This is a genomic window from Anaeromicropila populeti (assembly GCF_900112775.1).
Lineage (GTDB): Bacteria > Bacillota > Clostridia > Lachnospirales > Lachnospiraceae > Anaeromicropila_A > Anaeromicropila_A populeti.
In genome coordinates, this window is the sequence record NZ_FOYZ01000016.1 from 58673 (window position 1) to 76351 (window position 17679).

The 17679-nt window shown below is 34.1% G+C and carries 17 protein-coding genes and 1 other RNA gene; 15 read left to right on the forward strand and 3 right to left on the reverse strand.

The features are described 5' to 3' along the window. Window positions 1-5: 5 nt before the first annotated feature. The 7 genes from BM305_RS16245 (at window position 6) to BM305_RS16275 (ending at window position 7111) form a co-directional block, all read left to right on the forward strand. On the forward strand, window positions 6-257 hold the full coding sequence (locus tag BM305_RS16245; protein WP_092563223.1) for an acyl carrier protein: 252 nt from the start codon (window positions 6-8) through the stop codon (window positions 255-257). A 16-nt stretch (window positions 258-273) separates the two neighbouring features. Further along, window positions 274-1107, forward strand: a complete 834-nt coding sequence (locus tag BM305_RS19380; protein WP_207649506.1) for a hypothetical protein — start codon at window positions 274-276, stop codon at window positions 1105-1107. A gap of 15 nt (window positions 1108-1122) precedes the next feature. Beyond that, window positions 1123-1863, forward strand: coding sequence for a thioesterase II family protein (locus tag BM305_RS16255; RefSeq protein ID WP_092563226.1), 741 nt, complete (start codon window positions 1123-1125; stop codon window positions 1861-1863). Between the two features lie 109 nt (window positions 1864-1972). Continuing rightward, window positions 1973-2614, forward strand: a complete 642-nt coding sequence (locus BM305_RS16260) for a TetR/AcrR family transcriptional regulator (RefSeq protein ID WP_092563229.1) — start codon at window positions 1973-1975, stop codon at window positions 2612-2614. Between the two features lie 16 nt (window positions 2615-2630). After that, the gene (locus BM305_RS16265) at window positions 2631-3914 is read left to right on the forward strand and encodes an MFS transporter (RefSeq protein ID WP_092563232.1); all 1284 of its coding nucleotides are present in this window, start codon (window positions 2631-2633) and stop codon (window positions 3912-3914) included. Between the two features lie 31 nt (window positions 3915-3945). Next, window positions 3946-6333, forward strand: coding sequence for an ABC transporter permease (locus BM305_RS16270; RefSeq protein WP_092563235.1), 2388 nt, complete (start codon window positions 3946-3948; stop codon window positions 6331-6333). 13 nt (window positions 6334-6346) lie between these two features. After that, a complete protein-coding gene (locus tag BM305_RS16275) occupies window positions 6347-7111 on the forward strand; it encodes an ABC transporter ATP-binding protein (protein ID WP_092563238.1) in 765 nt (254 codons plus the stop codon). A gap of 125 nt (window positions 7112-7236) precedes the next feature. Here the strand turns inward: BM305_RS16275 and BM305_RS19905 are convergent, their stop codons facing one another. After that, window positions 7237-7500 carry a DUF739 family protein gene (locus tag BM305_RS19905; protein ID WP_143099204.1) on the reverse strand — a complete coding sequence of 88 codons (264 nt, stop codon included), beginning with the start codon at window positions 7498-7500 and terminating at the stop codon, window positions 7237-7239. A 489-nt stretch (window positions 7501-7989) separates the two neighbouring features. On the opposite strand from BM305_RS19905, the gene BM305_RS16280 reads away from it, so the two are divergent. The 4 genes from BM305_RS16280 (at window position 7990) to BM305_RS16295 (ending at window position 11615) form a co-directional block, all read left to right on the forward strand. Further along, complete coding sequence (locus BM305_RS16280) at window positions 7990-9309, forward strand: sensor histidine kinase (protein WP_092563241.1); 1320 nt, start codon at window positions 7990-7992, stop codon at window positions 9307-9309. Continuing rightward, window positions 9299-10051, forward strand: coding sequence for a LytR/AlgR family response regulator transcription factor (locus tag BM305_RS16285; RefSeq protein ID WP_092563244.1), 753 nt, complete (start codon window positions 9299-9301; stop codon window positions 10049-10051). The genes BM305_RS16280 and BM305_RS16285 overlap by 11 nt, the downstream gene beginning before the upstream one ends. A gap of 53 nt (window positions 10052-10104) precedes the next feature. Further along, window positions 10105-10245, forward strand: coding sequence for a cyclic lactone autoinducer peptide (locus BM305_RS16290; RefSeq protein WP_177214775.1), 141 nt, complete (start codon window positions 10105-10107; stop codon window positions 10243-10245). 215 nt (window positions 10246-10460) lie between these two features. Next, window positions 10461-11615 carry a DUF6128 domain-containing protein gene (locus BM305_RS16295; RefSeq protein ID WP_092563250.1) on the forward strand — a complete coding sequence of 385 codons (1155 nt, stop codon included), beginning with the start codon at window positions 10461-10463 and terminating at the stop codon, window positions 11613-11615. Here BM305_RS16295 and BM305_RS16300 read toward each other — a convergent pair. Both BM305_RS16300 and BM305_RS16305 read right to left on the reverse strand, forming a co-directional pair. Then, window positions 11610-12161: a GNAT family N-acetyltransferase gene (locus BM305_RS16300; protein WP_092563253.1), complete on the reverse strand. Its 552-nt coding sequence runs from the start codon at window positions 12159-12161 to the stop codon at window positions 11610-11612. The two genes, BM305_RS16295 and BM305_RS16300, sit on opposite strands and share 6 nt — an antisense overlap. 69 nt (window positions 12162-12230) lie before the next feature. Beyond that, window positions 12231-12923, reverse strand: coding sequence for an anaerobic ribonucleoside-triphosphate reductase activating protein (locus tag BM305_RS16305; RefSeq protein WP_092563256.1), 693 nt, complete (start codon window positions 12921-12923; stop codon window positions 12231-12233). Window positions 12924-13004: 81 nt separating this feature from the next. Between BM305_RS16305 and tadA the strand changes: the two genes are divergently transcribed. From tadA to BM305_RS16325, 4 genes are all read left to right on the forward strand, one after another. After that, on the forward strand, window positions 13005-13466 hold the full coding sequence (tadA, locus tag BM305_RS16310) for a tRNA adenosine(34) deaminase TadA (protein ID WP_092563277.1): 462 nt from the start codon (window positions 13005-13007) through the stop codon (window positions 13464-13466). Between the two features lie 101 nt (window positions 13467-13567). After that, window positions 13568-13829, forward strand: an RNA gene (ffs, locus tag BM305_RS16315) — signal recognition particle sRNA large type. A 184-nt stretch (window positions 13830-14013) separates the two neighbouring features. Then, window positions 14014-16353, forward strand: a complete 2340-nt coding sequence (locus tag BM305_RS16320) for a cyclic nucleotide-binding domain-containing protein (RefSeq protein ID WP_092563259.1) — start codon at window positions 14014-14016, stop codon at window positions 16351-16353. A gap of 181 nt (window positions 16354-16534) precedes the next feature. Then, window positions 16535-17671: a fibronectin type III domain-containing protein gene (locus tag BM305_RS16325; protein WP_092563262.1), complete on the forward strand. Its 1137-nt coding sequence runs from the start codon at window positions 16535-16537 to the stop codon at window positions 17669-17671. Window positions 17672-17679 lie beyond the last annotated feature (8 nt).

The window sequence follows — 17679 nt, forward strand, 5'->3', positions numbered from 1 at the left end:
TAATCATGGAATTTAAAAATGAAATACGGGAATTTATAGGGGAAAATTTATTAATTGATGATGAAAATGTGACATTTACAGATGATGACAATTATTTTCAGATGGGATTTGTAAATTCATTATTTGCTATGAAATTAGTAGATTTTGTAGAACAAAAATTTGACTTTGAAATTGAAAATGATGAGTTAGACATTAAAAATTTTAGTACCATTAATAATTTAGTGGAATTAATTCAAAAAAAACTAAAAAATAAATAAATATTGGGAGGAACAAATGAAAAATAGTAATAAATATTTAGCATTATATTTAGGAATTTCCTTTGGCTGCTGCTGGGGGGTTGGTCTTGCCTTTATTTTATTTGGAGAGGCACTGACAGCTGTTGTGGGAGAACTAACATTAACTCATCCACTTGCAATTATTGCTCTGTACTCACCAAGTATTGCAGGTCTTATTACATATGCAGCTATGGGAGGCATGGATGCGTTAAAGAAAATATTGTTTAAATTAATTCCCCAAAAGCAGGATTTGTTTTGGTTTCCAGTTCTTTTTGTAGTATTTGTATTATTTGCTGCAAGTATGCATTACGGGTGTGTTCTATTTGGTATTTCATTGCCCAAAATGACATATAGCATACCTAGAATGATTATAGAAGCACTTAGAAATTTAATTGAAGAAACTGGTTTAATAGGTGGTGTGTTTGGATGGATTGGTTTTTTACTTCCATTTTTTCAAAGTAAATTCAAAAGTCAGACAAAGAGTGCTTTATTAACGGGCTTTATATTTGGATTGTGGGTACTTCCTGGATATGTAATATCTTCATTTGGAACTAGCACAGCATATCCATTTTATGTCATACAGCTTATGGCATTTATTTTATTCTTAAGTTATGTGTTCAATGTTACAAATGGTAATTTACTTTTATACATTTTTACATTTTGGCTTATGGCTACTGGAAGCCGTCTAAAATTTTATTACTTTATTCCAAGTGTTCAGATTATGCAGATTAGTTACTTTATCATTGGAACCATTGTAATACATACTGTTTTTAAAAAGAAAAATATTACGTATACCTTGCAGACGTTTCCAGATTTTTTAGATAATAAATAGAGAGGGTATTGATAAATGGATACAAAAGTTTTGCGAAAAGTGAGACAGGGAAATGGGAAGAAGCAGTTAATTTGTTTTCCTTATTTAGGGGGATATGCAAGTGCATTTACAGATGTAATCCAGGGTTTGGAGGATGATATAGAAGTATGGGTTGTGAATCCTCCTGGACATGGTGGGTGCAGTATTCCTTTAAAAGAAAATATAGATTCTCTTATTTCATTTTACTATAGTCAAATAAAAGAAATAATAAAGCCGGAATGTCTTTTTTTTGGACACAGTATGGGAGGAGTAGTTGCCTATTTTCTGGTACAAAAAATATTGGAATGTAAAGAAGTAGAAACCAGTCATATTCAATTGGCAATATCTGCTTCTGGCATTCCCTCTGAGTTTGAAAATAAGTCTTATTCAACTTTATCAGATGAGGATTTAATTGCTCATGTAGTTTCGTATGGCGGTATGCCAGATGAGATTCTTGCAGAAAAAAGCTTGTTAGATTTTTTAGTGCCTGTTTTTCGCGCTGATTTTAAAGTTTTAGAAACAGCAGCTGTACATCTATTTGAAAAAATGGATGTACCTGCTTATATTATATGGGGAAATCAGGATAACATTGTTTCGCTTCAGGCGGCTTTACAATGGTCTGAATATTTTAAGAGAGAAATAAAATTAATTATTATAGGAGAGGGGGATCATATGTTTTTACATAGTCAGGCACCTGTTGTAGCGGATCATTTAATGAAAATTTTAGTTATGATGTAACCTTATGTATTTTTAAGTAAATAAGAAAAGCGTGATTGACTATTATTGGAAAGAATGTTATACTTTTATTATAGACCAACGGTCGGTCTATAATAGGAGGTATTTATATATGAAGGAATCAAAAAAGACAGAAGAACGGAAAAAAGAGATACTGGATATTGCAGAACATCTTTTTCAGACAAAAGGATATGCAGAAACTACCATTATTGATATTTTAGAAGAAGTAGGAATAGCCAAAGGAACTTTTTATTATTATTTTAAGTCAAAAGAGGAGGTTATGAATTCTATTGTGCTTCGTTGTATGGAAAATGGTGTGTCAGAAGCAAAAGAAATTGCAGTAAATCAGGAAATATCAATATATGAAAAAGTGGTTAGGATTTTCATGTCATTAGGATCTATGGCACGTCCTAAAGATCAAATTATTGAAAAATTACAGCAGAAACATAGTGCAGAGATGCATCAGAAAAGCATTGTGGAAACTATTTTACAATTGACACCAGTACTGAATCAGGTAGTAGAACAAGGGATAGCAGAAGGTGAATTTACAACTCCTTTTCCCAAGGAAACCATCGAGTTTTTATTATCTTCCTGTCTGGTTTTGTTTGATGAGGGAATTATCCGGTGGACATCTGAGGAGAAGATAAAAAAAATAGAAGCCTTTTCTTGCATTGCAGAGAGAACATTAGGGGCAGAAAAAGGAAGTTTTCAGTGTATTTGCCAGTTGTATCAGATGATACAAAATAAAAAATGAACTAAGAGGTAAAGGTATGGAAAATGAAAAAAATAAATCATTTCATAAGTTTCTTATTATTTGGCTGGGTGAACTAATATCTTGTATTGGCACAGGATTAACGGCATTTGGTCTACAGAATTATGTATTTCATAATATGCAGACGGCTACTAGTGTTTCTCTTGTAGTCCTTTGTTCTTTTTTGCCAACCGTTCTCTTAAGCCCTGTCGGTGGAGTTCTTGCAGATCGATTTGACAGACGTCTTATGATGATTTTAGGTGACTTATTATCTGCTTCTGGATTAATATTTATATTAATATTGATCTTAGATGGAGAAATTCATTTGTGGCAAATCTGCATAGGTGTTACAATCAGTGCAGTCTTTGCAGCGTTAATGGAGCCTGCCTATCGGGCTACGGTAACGGATTTATTAACGGAAGACCAGTATTCAAAAGCAAGTGGATTAGTGCAGCTGGCATCCTCAGCTAAATATCTGGTTTCTCCAGTAATTGCAGGTTTCATTATGCATGCTTTTAATATAAAAGTAATTCTATGTATTGATATACTAACTTGTGCCACTACTGTGCTTGCAACCTTGTTCGTAAAAAATAATTTAGAAACAGTAAAGAAAAATGTACAGAAACAAAGCTTTATTAAAGAATTAAAGGAAGGCTGGTCAGCAGTAAGGGAATCTCAAGGGGTATTTATTCTAATTATCTTAATTTCAGTTGTAACATTTTATACAGGATTTATACAAACCTTATTTACGCCAATGATTCTTTCTTTTTCCAATTCAAAAACATTAGGAATTGTAGAATCGGTTGGTGCTATTGGCATGCTTATCAGCAGTCTGCTTATCGGTATGTTTACAATTACGAAAAAATATTCTAGAGAATTAGTGCTTGGAATAGGCGCTATGGGTGTATTTGTAATACTGCTGGGGTTAAAGCCAGATATTTATTTTATTATAGGGGCAGCATTTTTACTTTTTGCATCTCTTCCATTTATAAATAGCGCAACTGAAGTGCTGATACGAAAATCAATTGCAAATGAAAAGCAGGGAAGAGTTTGGGGAATGGTAGGAATTATTTCACAGTTAGGGTATATTTGCGCATATGCCATTGCAGGAATATTAGCAGATCATGTATTTAATCCACTGCTTATGGAGGGAGGAGCATTGGTGTCTTCTTTTGGTAAAGTTTTTGGGACTGGGGAAGGCAGAGGAATCGGGTTATTAATTTCGGTTTCAGGTGTACTCTTAATTGTTATGGGGGTAGTGATTTCAAAGGTTAAATCAATTAAACAATTAGAAGGAAATTAGTTTTTCAGTTTGTCAGAGAGGAGAAAAACAGGTGTTACTTAAAATAGTAAAAAAGGGTTTTCTACGAAAAAAAATCATTACAACAGCCTTGTTTATTTTTATTATGTTATCAACGCTGCTTGTAGCAAGTGGTACTTCTGTTATTATACAATTATGCCAGTCATTAAATTATTTGTTTGTAAAGGCAGATTTACCTCATTATATTCAAATGCATGGTGAAGCTTTAAGTCAGACAGAGCGAGAGGCAATCGAAAAATTTGCAGCAGATAATCAGTTAGTAATGGATCAGCAAACTAGTGAGCTGTTAAATATTTATAGTTCTAATTTGTATTTAAAAGATATGGATACAGCAGAAGTAAATAGTGTTATGGATGTTTCTTTTGTAAAGCAAAATGAAAGATTTGATTATTTATTAAATTTGGATAATAAAATAGTGGAAGTTGCGCAAGGAAATATCGCAGTACCTGTTTATTATATGCAGCTAAAAGATATGAAACTGGGAGATTCTATAAAGGTTTCAGATGGTTCTTTTGAAATGACTTTTACTATATCAGATTTTGTACGTGATGCGCAAATGAATTCGTCTATGATTAGTTCAAAACGGTTTGTGATGAATGAAGCAGATTATCAGTTACTGAGAAATAATATTGATAGGGTGGGAGCATTTGAGTATGAAATTGAATTTAAGCTGAATAACTTGGAATTAAACGGGATTCATTTTTCGGATATAAACAAATTATCTGAATTTTCTAATGAATATCAGGCAGCAGATCTTCCGAATAAAGGAACAGAAATTACTTATCACGTTTTATTATTAATGAATGCCATATCTGATGGTCTTGTTGCAGTAGTAATTATTATTATCAGTATTTTGCTGATTTTCATTTCTCTGTTTTGTTTGAGGTTTACCATACTGGCAACGTTAGAAGAAGAATACAGAGAAATTGGCGTAATGAAAGCAATCGGAATAGGAAGAAAGGATCTTCGGAAAATTTACTTATCTAAGTATAAAGTAATGGCAGCTGCGGGTGCTGTACTTGGTTATGTTGTTTCTTTTCTTGTGCAGAAAGTGTTTACCAAAAATATTTTACTTTATATGGGAACTGCTCCTGTTTCAGCAATACAGATTGTCATTCCCCTATTAGCAGTATTTATTATTTTTCTTGTAATTATACAGTTTTGTAAGCATGTACTTAAAAAATTTGATAAAATTTCAGCAGTTGAGGCAATTCGTTCTGGAACTATGGGAGAAAAGGAAAGCAATCGTCTGCAATTAAAAATCAGCAAAAGCAAGGTTATGAATATTAATATTCTGTTGGGAATAAAAGATGTACTTGGAAGGCTTAAATTATTTCGGCTTTTATTTTTCATTTTCTTTTTATCCGCTTTTATTATTATTGTTCCAGTAAATTTTTTGAATACCCTACAGTCACCTGAATTTATATCCTATATGGGTGTAGGAAGAAGTGATTTGCGATTTGATTTGCAGCAGTCAGAGGATATTGACCAGCGGTTTCAAGAAGTGGTTTCCTATATACAGGATGATGAGGATATTACCACATCTGCCCAATTTGTTACCTGCCGCTATCAGGTATTGGGGGAAGGAGATATATGGGAAAATATTAATGTAGAAATAGGAGATTTTTCCGTTTTTCCGTTAAAGTATCTAGAGGGTGCTGCTCCTGCTAATGAAAACGAAATTGCGCTTTCTACATTGAATGCCAGTGGCTTAAAGAAAGGGGTAGGAGATACCTTAATTATTCAGATAGGCGAACAGCAGAAGGAATTAACAGTATGTGGAATTTATCAAGATATAACAAATGGTGGGAAGACAGCAAAAGCAATGTTTTCATATAATGAGGATTCTGTGCTTTGGTATGTGATAAGTGCAGATGTAACTGCTTCCACAAGCATTCAGGAAAAAGTGAAAGAATACTCGCAAAGTTTTGATAAAGTTAAGGTTACAAATATTGATGACTATATTAAACAGACATTAAGTGCAACGATAAATCAGATTAAGCTTTTGGTTATGCTGGCATTTTTAATAGCTGTGTTTATAGCGGTATTAATTACTTCATTATTTTTAAAGATGCTGACAGCCAAGGATTCTTCTCAGATTGCAATTATGAAAAGTTTGGGATTTCCTATTAGTGGAATTCGGGTTCAATATGTTACCAAAACATTGCTTGTGTTGGCAGTGGGAATTATTTTAGGTACAATTGCTGCCAATACACTAGGAGAAGGACTGGTAAGTACATTTATGTCTGCTGTGGGAGCCTCCAAAATAGAATTTATTATTAATCCATGGATGTCTTATTTACTTTGTCCATGTGTATTAATTCTAACGGTTGTCATAACCACCTTTTTGAGTGTACTATCAATTGGAAAATTCAGTATTACAAAAACGATTGTAGAATAGGAGGAAGCATCTTATGGAAAACATTTTGGAGGCAAAAGGATTAAGTAAATCTTTCGAAAGTGGAAAAAACAAATCAGTTGAAATTTTAAAAAATATAAGTCTGGATATAAAAAAAGGAGAATTTGTGTCGGTTATGGGGCCGTCAGGTTCTGGAAAATCTACTTTGCTTTATAGTATAAGTGGAATGGATGGGATTACATCGGGAAGTATTCTATTTGGAGGAAAAGAAATAGAAAAACTTTCGGAAGGAGAATTGTCTTCTCTTAGACTTCATAAAATGGGATTTATTTTTCAGCAAAGTCATCTTCTTAAGGACTTAAATATTTTTGATAATATTGTTTTGTCTGCTTATTTGGCAAAAGAAAACAGTCGTGAGATGGTAAATAATAGGGCAAGGGATCTTATGAAAAAAACGGGTATTGAACAGCTTGCAGATCATGATATTACCCAGGCTTCTGGGGGGCAGCTGCAAAGAGTAGGAATATGCAGGGCTTTAATAAATAACCCAGATATTGTATTTGGAGATGAGCCTACAGGTGCACTGAACTCTAAGGCTACACGTGAGATTATGGAAATTTTAAAAAATATTAATGAAGCTGGTACAACCATTTTACTTGTAACGCATGATGCGAAAGTTGCAGCCAGAACAGAGCGAATTCTTTTTATGCTGGACGGCAGTATAGCAGGGGAGTTTAATCTTGGGAAATATGATGGAAAAGAATCTTTACAGGTGCGAGAAGAGCGGCTGGCATCCTGGCTTGTAAAGATGGGATTTTAAATAGGTAAAAAAGGATAAGTAATGTTTTTTTAGAAAACGAAAGATAAGAGTAAAGTATCCTGTTTGATTGATGGTATAAGTCAATTAGACAGGAGACTTTTGCAACTCACTTTTCTTGATTGTTGCTATTGCAGATTGGGTAAAGGGAAGCAAATCACAATAACCACGAAGTAGATTATTGACAGTGGATAGAACTTCCGTCGAATAGACTTCTTTTGACGGGGTCTGGTTTTCCTCGTTGTCATTAAAAAAATAATCGTAAACTTCTGTCCAATTCCCAGTGCCGTCGCAAAATCCTCCTGCGTATCGTATAATTCTTTTATTTTTCCCAACAGTCTGCTATAGTCATACAGAACTACCGATAATCCATTTTTTTCATTCAGATGTATCTGCTCCTGTTTCTCTTTCTACCATGCTCCCCACAGGATTTTGACCAAGTCCTGTAAGCAGGCTTGTGGTTGTAAAACTAGCAGCAACCACGTTCTGGGGGGGGGGGATATACTAATAAAGGGGTTGTTGTAATACAAAACAATCTGCGGCCGGATTATCGTGTGGTTGGATGCTTTCCAGTCACAGGTATTCAACTGTTTTGTATAAATCCAATTATAAGAGATAAATGGAAAGTTTCAATATGATAGGATTATTTAACTGCTATAACGGCTTATTTTACATTGAAAATAAGCAAAAACGGACGATTTTACCATTCAACAAATATAAAATGTAAGTTGCTGCTTTTATTTGATTAAATACCCCTAAAATAACAATATTTTATTGAATGTTTTGTCTTAATATGATATTATTTTATTGGATAATTTTCACAGTGATTTTGTTGCTTGCTAATTTCATTTATAGCATTATTGGATAAGGAGGCTGCATTTTTGAACGTTCTAGGTATTTTGGCTCTTTGTTTAATTTATTTAATTGAGCCTTTTGTATGGCTAAAATCCATGTATGCCATACACCCAACTCATAAAAAGAAGGTACAGTTTATCCTAGTCTTTTTTGGTGATTATTTACTTGGTATTATAAAACAATATTTTGCTTTTAACTATTCTTATGGTTTACTAGATTTGTTATTTACAGTTGCTATTACCATTTATATTTTATTCTTTACCACTACTATGTTTGAAAATAAGCTTTACAAGAAATTAATTAGTATAGGAATTTTTAGTCTATGTATATTGATAACGGAAGTAGTTTCAATTGGTATTATTACTACGGTATTTCAAGCAGAATTAAATCGAGTATCTGATTTTGGCTTATTGAATATTTTAACTACCTTATTAGCCAATATATTGTTAGCTCTTTTGTGCAATTTTGTTGTATTTTGTCAGCCTAATAAAATAATAGCAGGGTTACTTAAAAGGAAAGAAATTGTACCTATTATGCTGGTAATGATAGCAATAGAAATTCCGTTAATTCCAATTTTTAACCATTCAGATATAATGAAAAGCAACATAAATGTATTTATTTTGTCTTGTATAGTTCAATTTATTTTGTTTAGTGTTGCCCTATATATAGCATTTCTTATTCAGCAGCAACTAAAAAGGGTAAAGGAAATAGAGGAAGAACTGGAGCAGACAAAAAAAATTATGGATCTGACTGTCAAACTAAGAGATTTAAAGCATGATATGTCGTTCCATGTAAATATGATTCAAAACTTTGTTTACCAAAAGGAATATGACGCCTTGTTTCAGTACATACAAACTGCTTTTACCAATGTTGCAATGGCAGAGGATGTTTTCACCCTATCGGATCGTTCCGTTTCTCTCACGTTGAATCTGATGGCACAGAAGGCGAGGCAGGAGAAAATAAAGTTTACCCATATGATAACGGTCAGTGACTTTCTGCTCCCATCCAGTGAAATATGCAGTTTGCTTTCTAACATTATAACCAATGCCATGGAAGCCTGCGCGCAGCTTGAGGAAGAACAGCGTTATGTTTCTTTAGAGCTTATCCAGGAACCAACAGGTTACTTTATACGTTGTATTAATCCTTACCAGAACAAGCCTAATTTTCAATGCGGAAAACTGACTACCAGTAAAGGGGATTATGAAAACCATGGATATGGATTAGGCATTATTAAAAATATTACGGAAAGAAACAATGGCATCACAAAGATTAGTGTACATGAACTTTCCTTTGAACTATATTGTTTTATACCAAATATAAAAAGGAGGCAGCGACATGAATTCTAGTATACTAAATAATTTTGATAAAAAGGTATTTCACATTTTGCTTTGTGATGATGACATCATTAACTTAGAAATTAATCAAAAATATGTAGAGTTGTACAGTAAAAAGCAAAAAAGAGAGGTTAAAATACATTTATTTAGTAAAATTGATAATAAGCTCTATGAATATATTAAAAAAAATACACCAGACATTGCATTGCTAGATATTGATATGCCAGACGGAAATGGAATTGCTATAGCTAAGGAGCTGCAAAAATATAAGGCGGATATTCCAATTATTTTTATTACTGGTCACGCTGAGTACAAGACAATTGCCTGTGATATTTTAGCGATAGGATATTTAATAAAGCCAGTAATTCCTGAAAATTTTGAACTTCTATACCGCCGGGCAATTGCACAGGTGGAAAGCGAGATTTCGGAAGAGTACAATAAATTTTTAATTCTTACAGTACATAAAAAGGTAATTAGAATAAGAAGCTGCACTATTCTTTGTATTGAGAAATTACAGAAAAACTTAATATTTAAAACAGAAAAAGGAATCTTTGAAACAAGAGACTCTTTGGTTTCCATTGAAGGTCAGCTTACTACTGGCTTTCTCAGAATCAGCCAAAGTGTCATTGTCAATAGAAATGAAATTCTCTCTGTAGACAGGGATACCGTTTACTTATCTACGGGAGATGAGTTTCCAATAGGACGTACTTATCTTACAAAAGTTAAGGAAGCCTATCGTAAAATACCTAAGTAAACCAGTTACTGAACCCAAAAAATCAGGAAATCCAATGGGCAGGGGGTGTTATGATGGGAAAAAAAGTACAATGGTCTGAAAAAATAACAGCCTGGACAGCAGAAGCAATGGTAAAGCAGACAGTTAGTTCTGCTTGTTGGTTTTTTCTTTACCAGCCCAAATTACCAAAGGGAGCGGAACGGTTTAAACGGTAATCTTTAAAGTTCCTAATTTGAGGATATATACTGTTAATCAAAAAAATTGACAGTATATATCTTCTTTTTCTAAATGATATAACATTTACGTCTACGGTTGTTAAGTGTGTAAACAGATTTTGCAGAATCTCCATAGCATTCCTCTAAATAGGAATAATATAAAAAGTTTTAGAATATATATTTTTGAATAGATATATTTATGAGGAGTTGAAGAGATGGCGGATTATAAAAGATTAGTTTCCTACATATATAATTATGAAAATGGACAAAAAAGAGGAAATATTGGATTTAGCCGTGTGGAAGCGAAAAACGGAAAGTGTAAGGTTACAATACATTTTAAAACGCTGGCGTTGGATGGGCGTGATCTAAAAGTGTATTTCCTCTTAAGAAAAAATGAAATGTTGCGTGGAATTAAGCTGGGGACAGTAGCACCGAAAAATGGGACAGGAGAGTTTCGGATCGAGACAGAATCAGAGAATTTAATGAACAGTGGATATCCAATTGAACAAATATGTGGCGTCTTGGTTTATGCCTCCAGCGAAAAATTTCTAGGTTCTCAATGGGATGATTTGCCTATAGATTTAAGAAATTTTTCTGAATGCAATGAAGTTCAAAAGAAGGATGAAAGATTGCTGAATCAGATCGAGCAGAAAATAAGTGACTATATTGAAGAAGAGGTAAAGAGTGAGGTTGTCGAGCTAAAAGCAAGTGAACTGGAGCAAGAAGACATTATTTCAAAGGATACCATTGATTTACGGTTGCAGGAAGTAGTAAATATACTAAACGAGAGTAAGGAAGTAGAAAAGCCAGAAGAAAAAATATATGAATGTCCGATTGAAAAGGCTGAAACGGATCAAGACATCGAAAAGCAGGAAATGGAACTGCAAGAGATGGAAAATGATGCAAATGAACCAGAAAGTATAACTGAAAATGAAAATGTACCAGAGGTAGAGCAGCAATCATGTTGTCAAAAGGAAAGAAAGTGCTGTCCAGAGCCAGAAGTGGATTGGTATCCAGAATGCGTAAAAAGAATTATTGAGACATATCCTGAAATCAGTAAATTTCCAAAAAAGGATTTTAAAGTATGTGTAAAAATGGAGCCAAGGGATATTGGAGTATTCCCAATTGAAACATGGATTCTTGCAAATAATAGCTTTCTTCTTCATGGATATTATAATTATAGACATATTATGTTTGGAGTATTAGTGACAAGTGGAGAACTTCAGTACGTAATTGGTGTTCCAGGCATTTTTCATAATCGCGAGCAAATGATGGCAGGAATGTTTGGATTTGATCGCTTTAAATCCATAAAAGGGGGCAATCCAGCTGTTGGTGATTTTGGATATTGGGTTCAGCAGATTATTCTATAAAATCACTTTATTATTCAAAAGATAAAAGCAGATATAATCCTCCCAACTTTGATTTAATTTAGCAAAGGAGTGGTATATTCCTTCTTCAATAAATCCAATATGCTTTATGAAACTAATAGACGCATAATTGGAAGGATGGATAAAGGCATTAATCCGATGCAAACCATAGTTTTCAAAAAGAAAATTGACAGCAGTGCTTACAGCTTCCGTTCCAAACCCACATCGAGTATGCTGCCGGTCAATTTTATAGCCAATCATACAACTCTGAAAGACGCCGCGTAAAATATTATGAAAACAAATGGTTCCTATAATCTTAGATGGCTCCTCTTTTGCAAATATCCAGAAGCGTATATGCATTTTGTTTAAAAAGGCATTATTTTCATGGGTTAATAGGGCTTCTTGGTACGAAAGCGTATAAAAATTAGAGGTTCTTACTGGTTCCCATGGTTCAAAGGTCTCTTTATTTGATGCATAGAAATCTAAGACAGAGGGAGCCCATTCTGGAGTGAGGGTTTTTAATACTAAACGAGTTGAGGTATATTCCATTTATAGATTCCTCCTGTCAGTTGGGATGTTTCCTTTGATAAAATGCAAGAGGCAGAGGCTTCTTGCATTTTATATTCCTCGAATTTCAACATGTTCTATTTCTTTCCGTGCAACCTGGCAAAATTGTTCCAGGGTGTCCTTTGTATGAGCATGCAGGAAAGGATAAATGACCTGTTCGGAGGGCTGAAAGTTTTGAAGATAATAAGCTTCTGCTCCTGCAAGCCAGTGAGAAATTTCCTCTATGTCATGTTGTGTATGCAGTTCTTTTACAATCGTAGTTCTGAATTCATATGAAATTTCAGAGTTCATAATTATTGTAACAGAATCTTCAATATTCTGTAAACTAAAATTTAATTTACCAATGGTTTTAAAATAATTTTCTTTTGCGTTTTTAATGTCCATGGCAATATAATCTAAAAGATTCCTTTCTAACAAATGCTGCAAAATATCTGGATTTGATCCATTTGTGTCTAGTTTAACTAAAAAGCCAAGTGATTTTATTTCTTCTAGCAAAAAAGAAAGCTCAGGGTTAAGAGTTGGCTCGCCTCCTGTAATACAGACACCCTCTAGAATATGGATTCTAGTTTTTAAAAATGAAATTACTTCGTCAAGTGTTATGGCATTTTGGTGTTCAGGTGTAAGAACTAAATCTCTATTATGGCAAAATGGACACCGAAAATTACAATTTGCTAAAAAAAGAGTTGCGGCTATGTGTCCAGGATAGTCTAACAGCGTAACCTTTTGTATTCCATCAATAAGCAAAGACTCACCTCGTTTGAAATATTTTTGTTTCTATGATAAGCTATAATAAAAGTTCTGTCTAGATTGTAATGGAAAAAGGTGATTAATATGGATGAAAAATTTATGAGAGAGGCTTTAAAACAGGCAAAAAAAGCGTACAAGCTGGAAGAGGTCCCTATTGGCTGTGTAATAACCATGAATGAAAAGATAATTGCCCGGTCATATAATAAGAGAAATTCTAAGAAAAATCCGCTGGCACATGCAGAAATCATGGCAATTAATAAGGCGAGCAAGATAGTGGGAGACTGGAGATTAGAGGAATGTACTATGTATGTAACATTAGAACCATGTCAGATGTGTGCTGGCGCCATTGTGCAGGCACGGATTCCAAGGGTTGTAATTGCCAGTATGAATCCTAAGGCAGGATGTGCCGGTTCTGTTCTAAACCTGTTGCAGGTGGAGCGGTTTAATCATCAGGTAGAGATTACAAATGGAGTCTTAGAAGAAGAGTGTACGGCCTTACTGCAAGAATTTTTTCGAGAATTGAGGGTAAAGAAGAAATAATTGATGATTAGTAAAATTTTTACTCTTGACAGAAGGCGCTAGAATGCGTATACTATACTTACGCTTAAAAATGTGTAAGCAATGGAATTGTCATAGAATTTCCGTGCAGCCGGGGAGTTAGCGGTGCCCTGAACCTGCAATCCGCTATAGCAGGGGTGATATTTTGCCTAGGATTTGTTTTTGTAGGGCTGCCCTTTATAAGTGGCGTTGACGTTTTGGTCTTGCGCAACAGGAATTTGTGAACCGTGTCAGGTCGGGAACGGAGCAGCACTAAGCAAAATCTCCTGTGTGCCGTAAGGTAGCTGGGACTGAGTTAACTGTAGAGGTAACGCCTATGAGGCAAATACAAAGCAAAATGCACGGATTTATTATATAAATAAAATAATGTATTATGAGGAAGTATATATGTAGGCAAGAAGCTTATGTGTATACTTTTATTTGTGTAAAGGCAATTAATATGCAGAATATAGGACTTCTTACTCTTTCTATTTATCTAAAATACTGATATAATTAAGATAGTGTATAGCGAAATGGAGGGTATGACATAGTGCAGGAATTAAAAATAAATGCTGTAAATCAAATATCAAAAGGCGGCTGTATTTTTCAAGAAAATAATGCAGCGGATATGGTGGGGATCGTAATTCGCGGAAAAGTGCTAATACAGAATAGAGGAATCTGTACTTATGTCCAGTCCGGAGCGTTTATAGGAGTAATTGATATTTTTTCCAATAGATATCAGTCTTCTTATATTGCACAGGAAGATGTTGTAGTATATATTTTTCCTGTTAAAATGGAAGATGATTTAGAGGATGTGTTGGCAATTAATAAGGATTACTGTGGACTGATGACTGCCTCCTTGAGCCGTTTAATAGCCAGACTGGCTGAGGTGAAAACTGAGTTGACCAAAATAGCATCTGAATTCTATAATTTTATAAAGTTACATTATCAGAGGTATCTGATGGAGGGTATTAAAAGTGGTTATGTAAGCAAGTCAATTCCCGTTATAGATGAGTTGGAACAGTATATATCTGTGGATGAAATAGATGACATGCTGCTGGAATATTATTGCCAGTGCAGTAAAATCCCTGTTGAAGTACACAAGGCTTATTTTGAAAACAGGATTATTTGTATGCATCATGTAAGAGAGGAAGCGGTTTTACTTCAAAGTCTGTATCAGGAATGTTCTGCACTGACCTGCTACATATTTGAAGTTATGGAGTGTTTGCTGTCAGAAGATGACCTTTGTTTTTTTAAAAAGGCAGCACAATTGTATTCAGATATGTCAGGGACAACTGGTGAGAATCTAAAGCGCAGGGGCGAAGTAGGAAAAATAATTGAGCGTTTAATTGATAAAATTAATGCAGTGGAAGTAGCTGTGAAAAATGCTGCTGGTATTGAGATATCTGTGAATCACGATTATTTAGAAAAGAGCTACTATGAGGTTCTTTCTGGGACAAGTATTTCGTCTGGCGAGGAACTTGCCATTGAGGAAGCGGAGGATAATAAGGAAGAAATTTTGAAGGAATTAAAAAATTCTCTGGAAAAAATTCTGCGGTATTCTGAGATTAGTGAAGAAAAACAACTGCTTTTTAAAGAGGAGATTTTAAAATTTAAAAAGTTAGAGGATAAGGCTTCTACTGAGGATTTTACAAGACTGTTAAGACGGCAGCTTAGTGAACTCTATTATGAGATTTATGGTTTGGTTTTTATAAAGGCATATAAGGAAAATAACAGGTCACATTTGATTGATTTGTTTTTAAATTATGGATTTATAGATGAGACATTATTGTCCGAAGAGCAGGTTTTGCAATTATATCATCTGAATCTGGATTTGGAAAGTATGCAGCCTTGTAAGGTTTATTCTATGAGAGACTGGCTGAACGCGGTTTATGAGGAGGATAAGGAACCTTCAAAGAGCGAGTTTGATCTAGATTATTATGATGCACTGAGAGATGAAAAGAGGCTGATGAAATTATCCGATGCTCAGTTTCAAGAGAAAAGCAATGATAAAAGGCTTAAGCTGGAATATGAGATTAAAAATATGCTTATGTATAATAACAGAGTGTCTAGTGGAAGAATTACTACATTTGTACCATTTTTATATGAGCAGGTATTCTTTGGAAGGATCAATAAGGCTTTTCATTCTGCCAGGGATATTAATGCGGCGTTAAACAGATTTTTAAATGTGGATTATTCTATTTTTTATCGGGAGAGGTTGTATTCTGCGCCTGAGAAAGGAATTAAAAAAGAGTACATTATGGAACAGATTTTTCCTGACATTATTCTTCTACCGATCTGTGGAAGTCATGGTGTCATGTGGCAGGAGATTACGGGAAGAAGAAGAAATACCCCAGGCAGATTTTTAATTCCAGTACTGACAGAGGAAAGTCTAGATAATATTATAGTTCAACTAATGGGCAGGTTTCGTTGGGAATTATGTCGAACTATTCAGGGTGGCTCTTGGAATAATATTCAGTATCCGTCACTTACGTCTGAGTATTATGATTATATTCAGTTTTATCAGAAAAACAGGGATTTGACTCCTGAGAAGAAGGAAAAATTGAAGAGTCAGATTGTACGAGGAAGGGGAAATACGCGGGAAGTGTTTTTGCTGGATTATATGAGTTGGATTATGAGAGAAGCCAATGGTGAAATTCGGCTGAATAAGGTGGCGCGGGCGCTTATGGCAACTTATATTCCATTTCCAAAGGCAATACGGGAAAGAATTGCGGTACAGCCTATTTTTTCAGAGGCCATGTTTCGGTTTGAGAGGGAACGCAGCTTGAAGGTGAAGGAACTGGAACAAAGGAAAAGGGCGTTGGAAAAGGATAATGTAGATATTCCGCAGGACATTCTGGATACACTGGATTTTTATAAAGAGGGTTAAGGTGATAGTTTGTTTACCAAACGAACTTGAATGAAGGAAGGGAATATGGGCTGAAATGACGGCAGGGCAGGAACCGAAGGGGTCTTGGCCTGCTTTTTGGTAAGTAAAATTGTGCTATTGAATTTGGAGCGTATTCTATAATATAATGAAAATGAATTATATTTAGAAGGAGAGTAGAAGAGTGAAAAAAGTATTTCAGTCATTAATAGTTGGACTTGTTTGTGTTGTAATGGTTCAGTTATCTGTTAGAGTGCATGCGGCAAAGTATGAATATGATAAATTAAATCGATTAATAAAAGTAACATATGAAAATGGAAGTTATATTGAGTATGAGTATGACAAAAATGGAAATATAAAAAATGTAAATCAGTATGTGGCTTCGTTGCCAATACCAACGCCAACAGTGATTCCACAGCCAACAGCAACAATTCCTATTGCATCAGAAAAGCCAGAACCTGATAAACTGGTTATTACAGTAATTGAACATCCTGGAGGATATAGTGAACTTCGATTTAATGCAATTGAAGGTGCAGAACAATATGCGGTATATCGTTCAAGTGAAGAATACGGTACATATACGCTGGTAAAATACATAAGCGAAACAGTTTTTATTGATCAGTCAATTTTTGTGTCAGGGAAAAATTATTATAAAATAAAACCATGTTTTAGCAATCCAGCAATAAAAAGTGAATTCTCAAATATAGTAGGGACTATCAGATTAAATGATATTACTGAAAATGATATTACTTTATTAAGTAGTTTAAAAACAGGTGCAGCCTATAATGAAGTATTATCCTATCATATGCTCAAGTGGAGTTCTGTAACAAATGCAGATAGCTACGAAATTTATCGTTCCACAAGTCTAAAAGGTGGCTTTAAAAAAATTGATACAATTAAAAATGTAGATAATATAAAGTATATAGATAAAACAATAAAAAGTAATAAAAAGTATTTTTATAAGGTAAGAGCGGTTGCATCTGTAACAGGGATAGAATATCACAGTAAGTATTCCAGTGTAATGAAATGTAGTTGGACTAAATCAACACCACCATCAGGAGTGAAAATTAATAATATTAGTAAAGATATAGTAAAAATTTCTTGGAAAAAAGCATTAGATGCAGATGATTATGTAATTTATCAGTCAGCAAGTAAGTATGGGACATATCGGGTGAAATCAATAATATGGAATTCAAAAGATAATTGCTTTTTTAGCAATGTAAATCAGACAGGCAATCAGTACTATATTATTTGTGCATTTAAAAAGGTAAATGGGAAAATATTATTTAGCAATTTCAGCGAAATCATTGAGATAAAATAAACATAAGG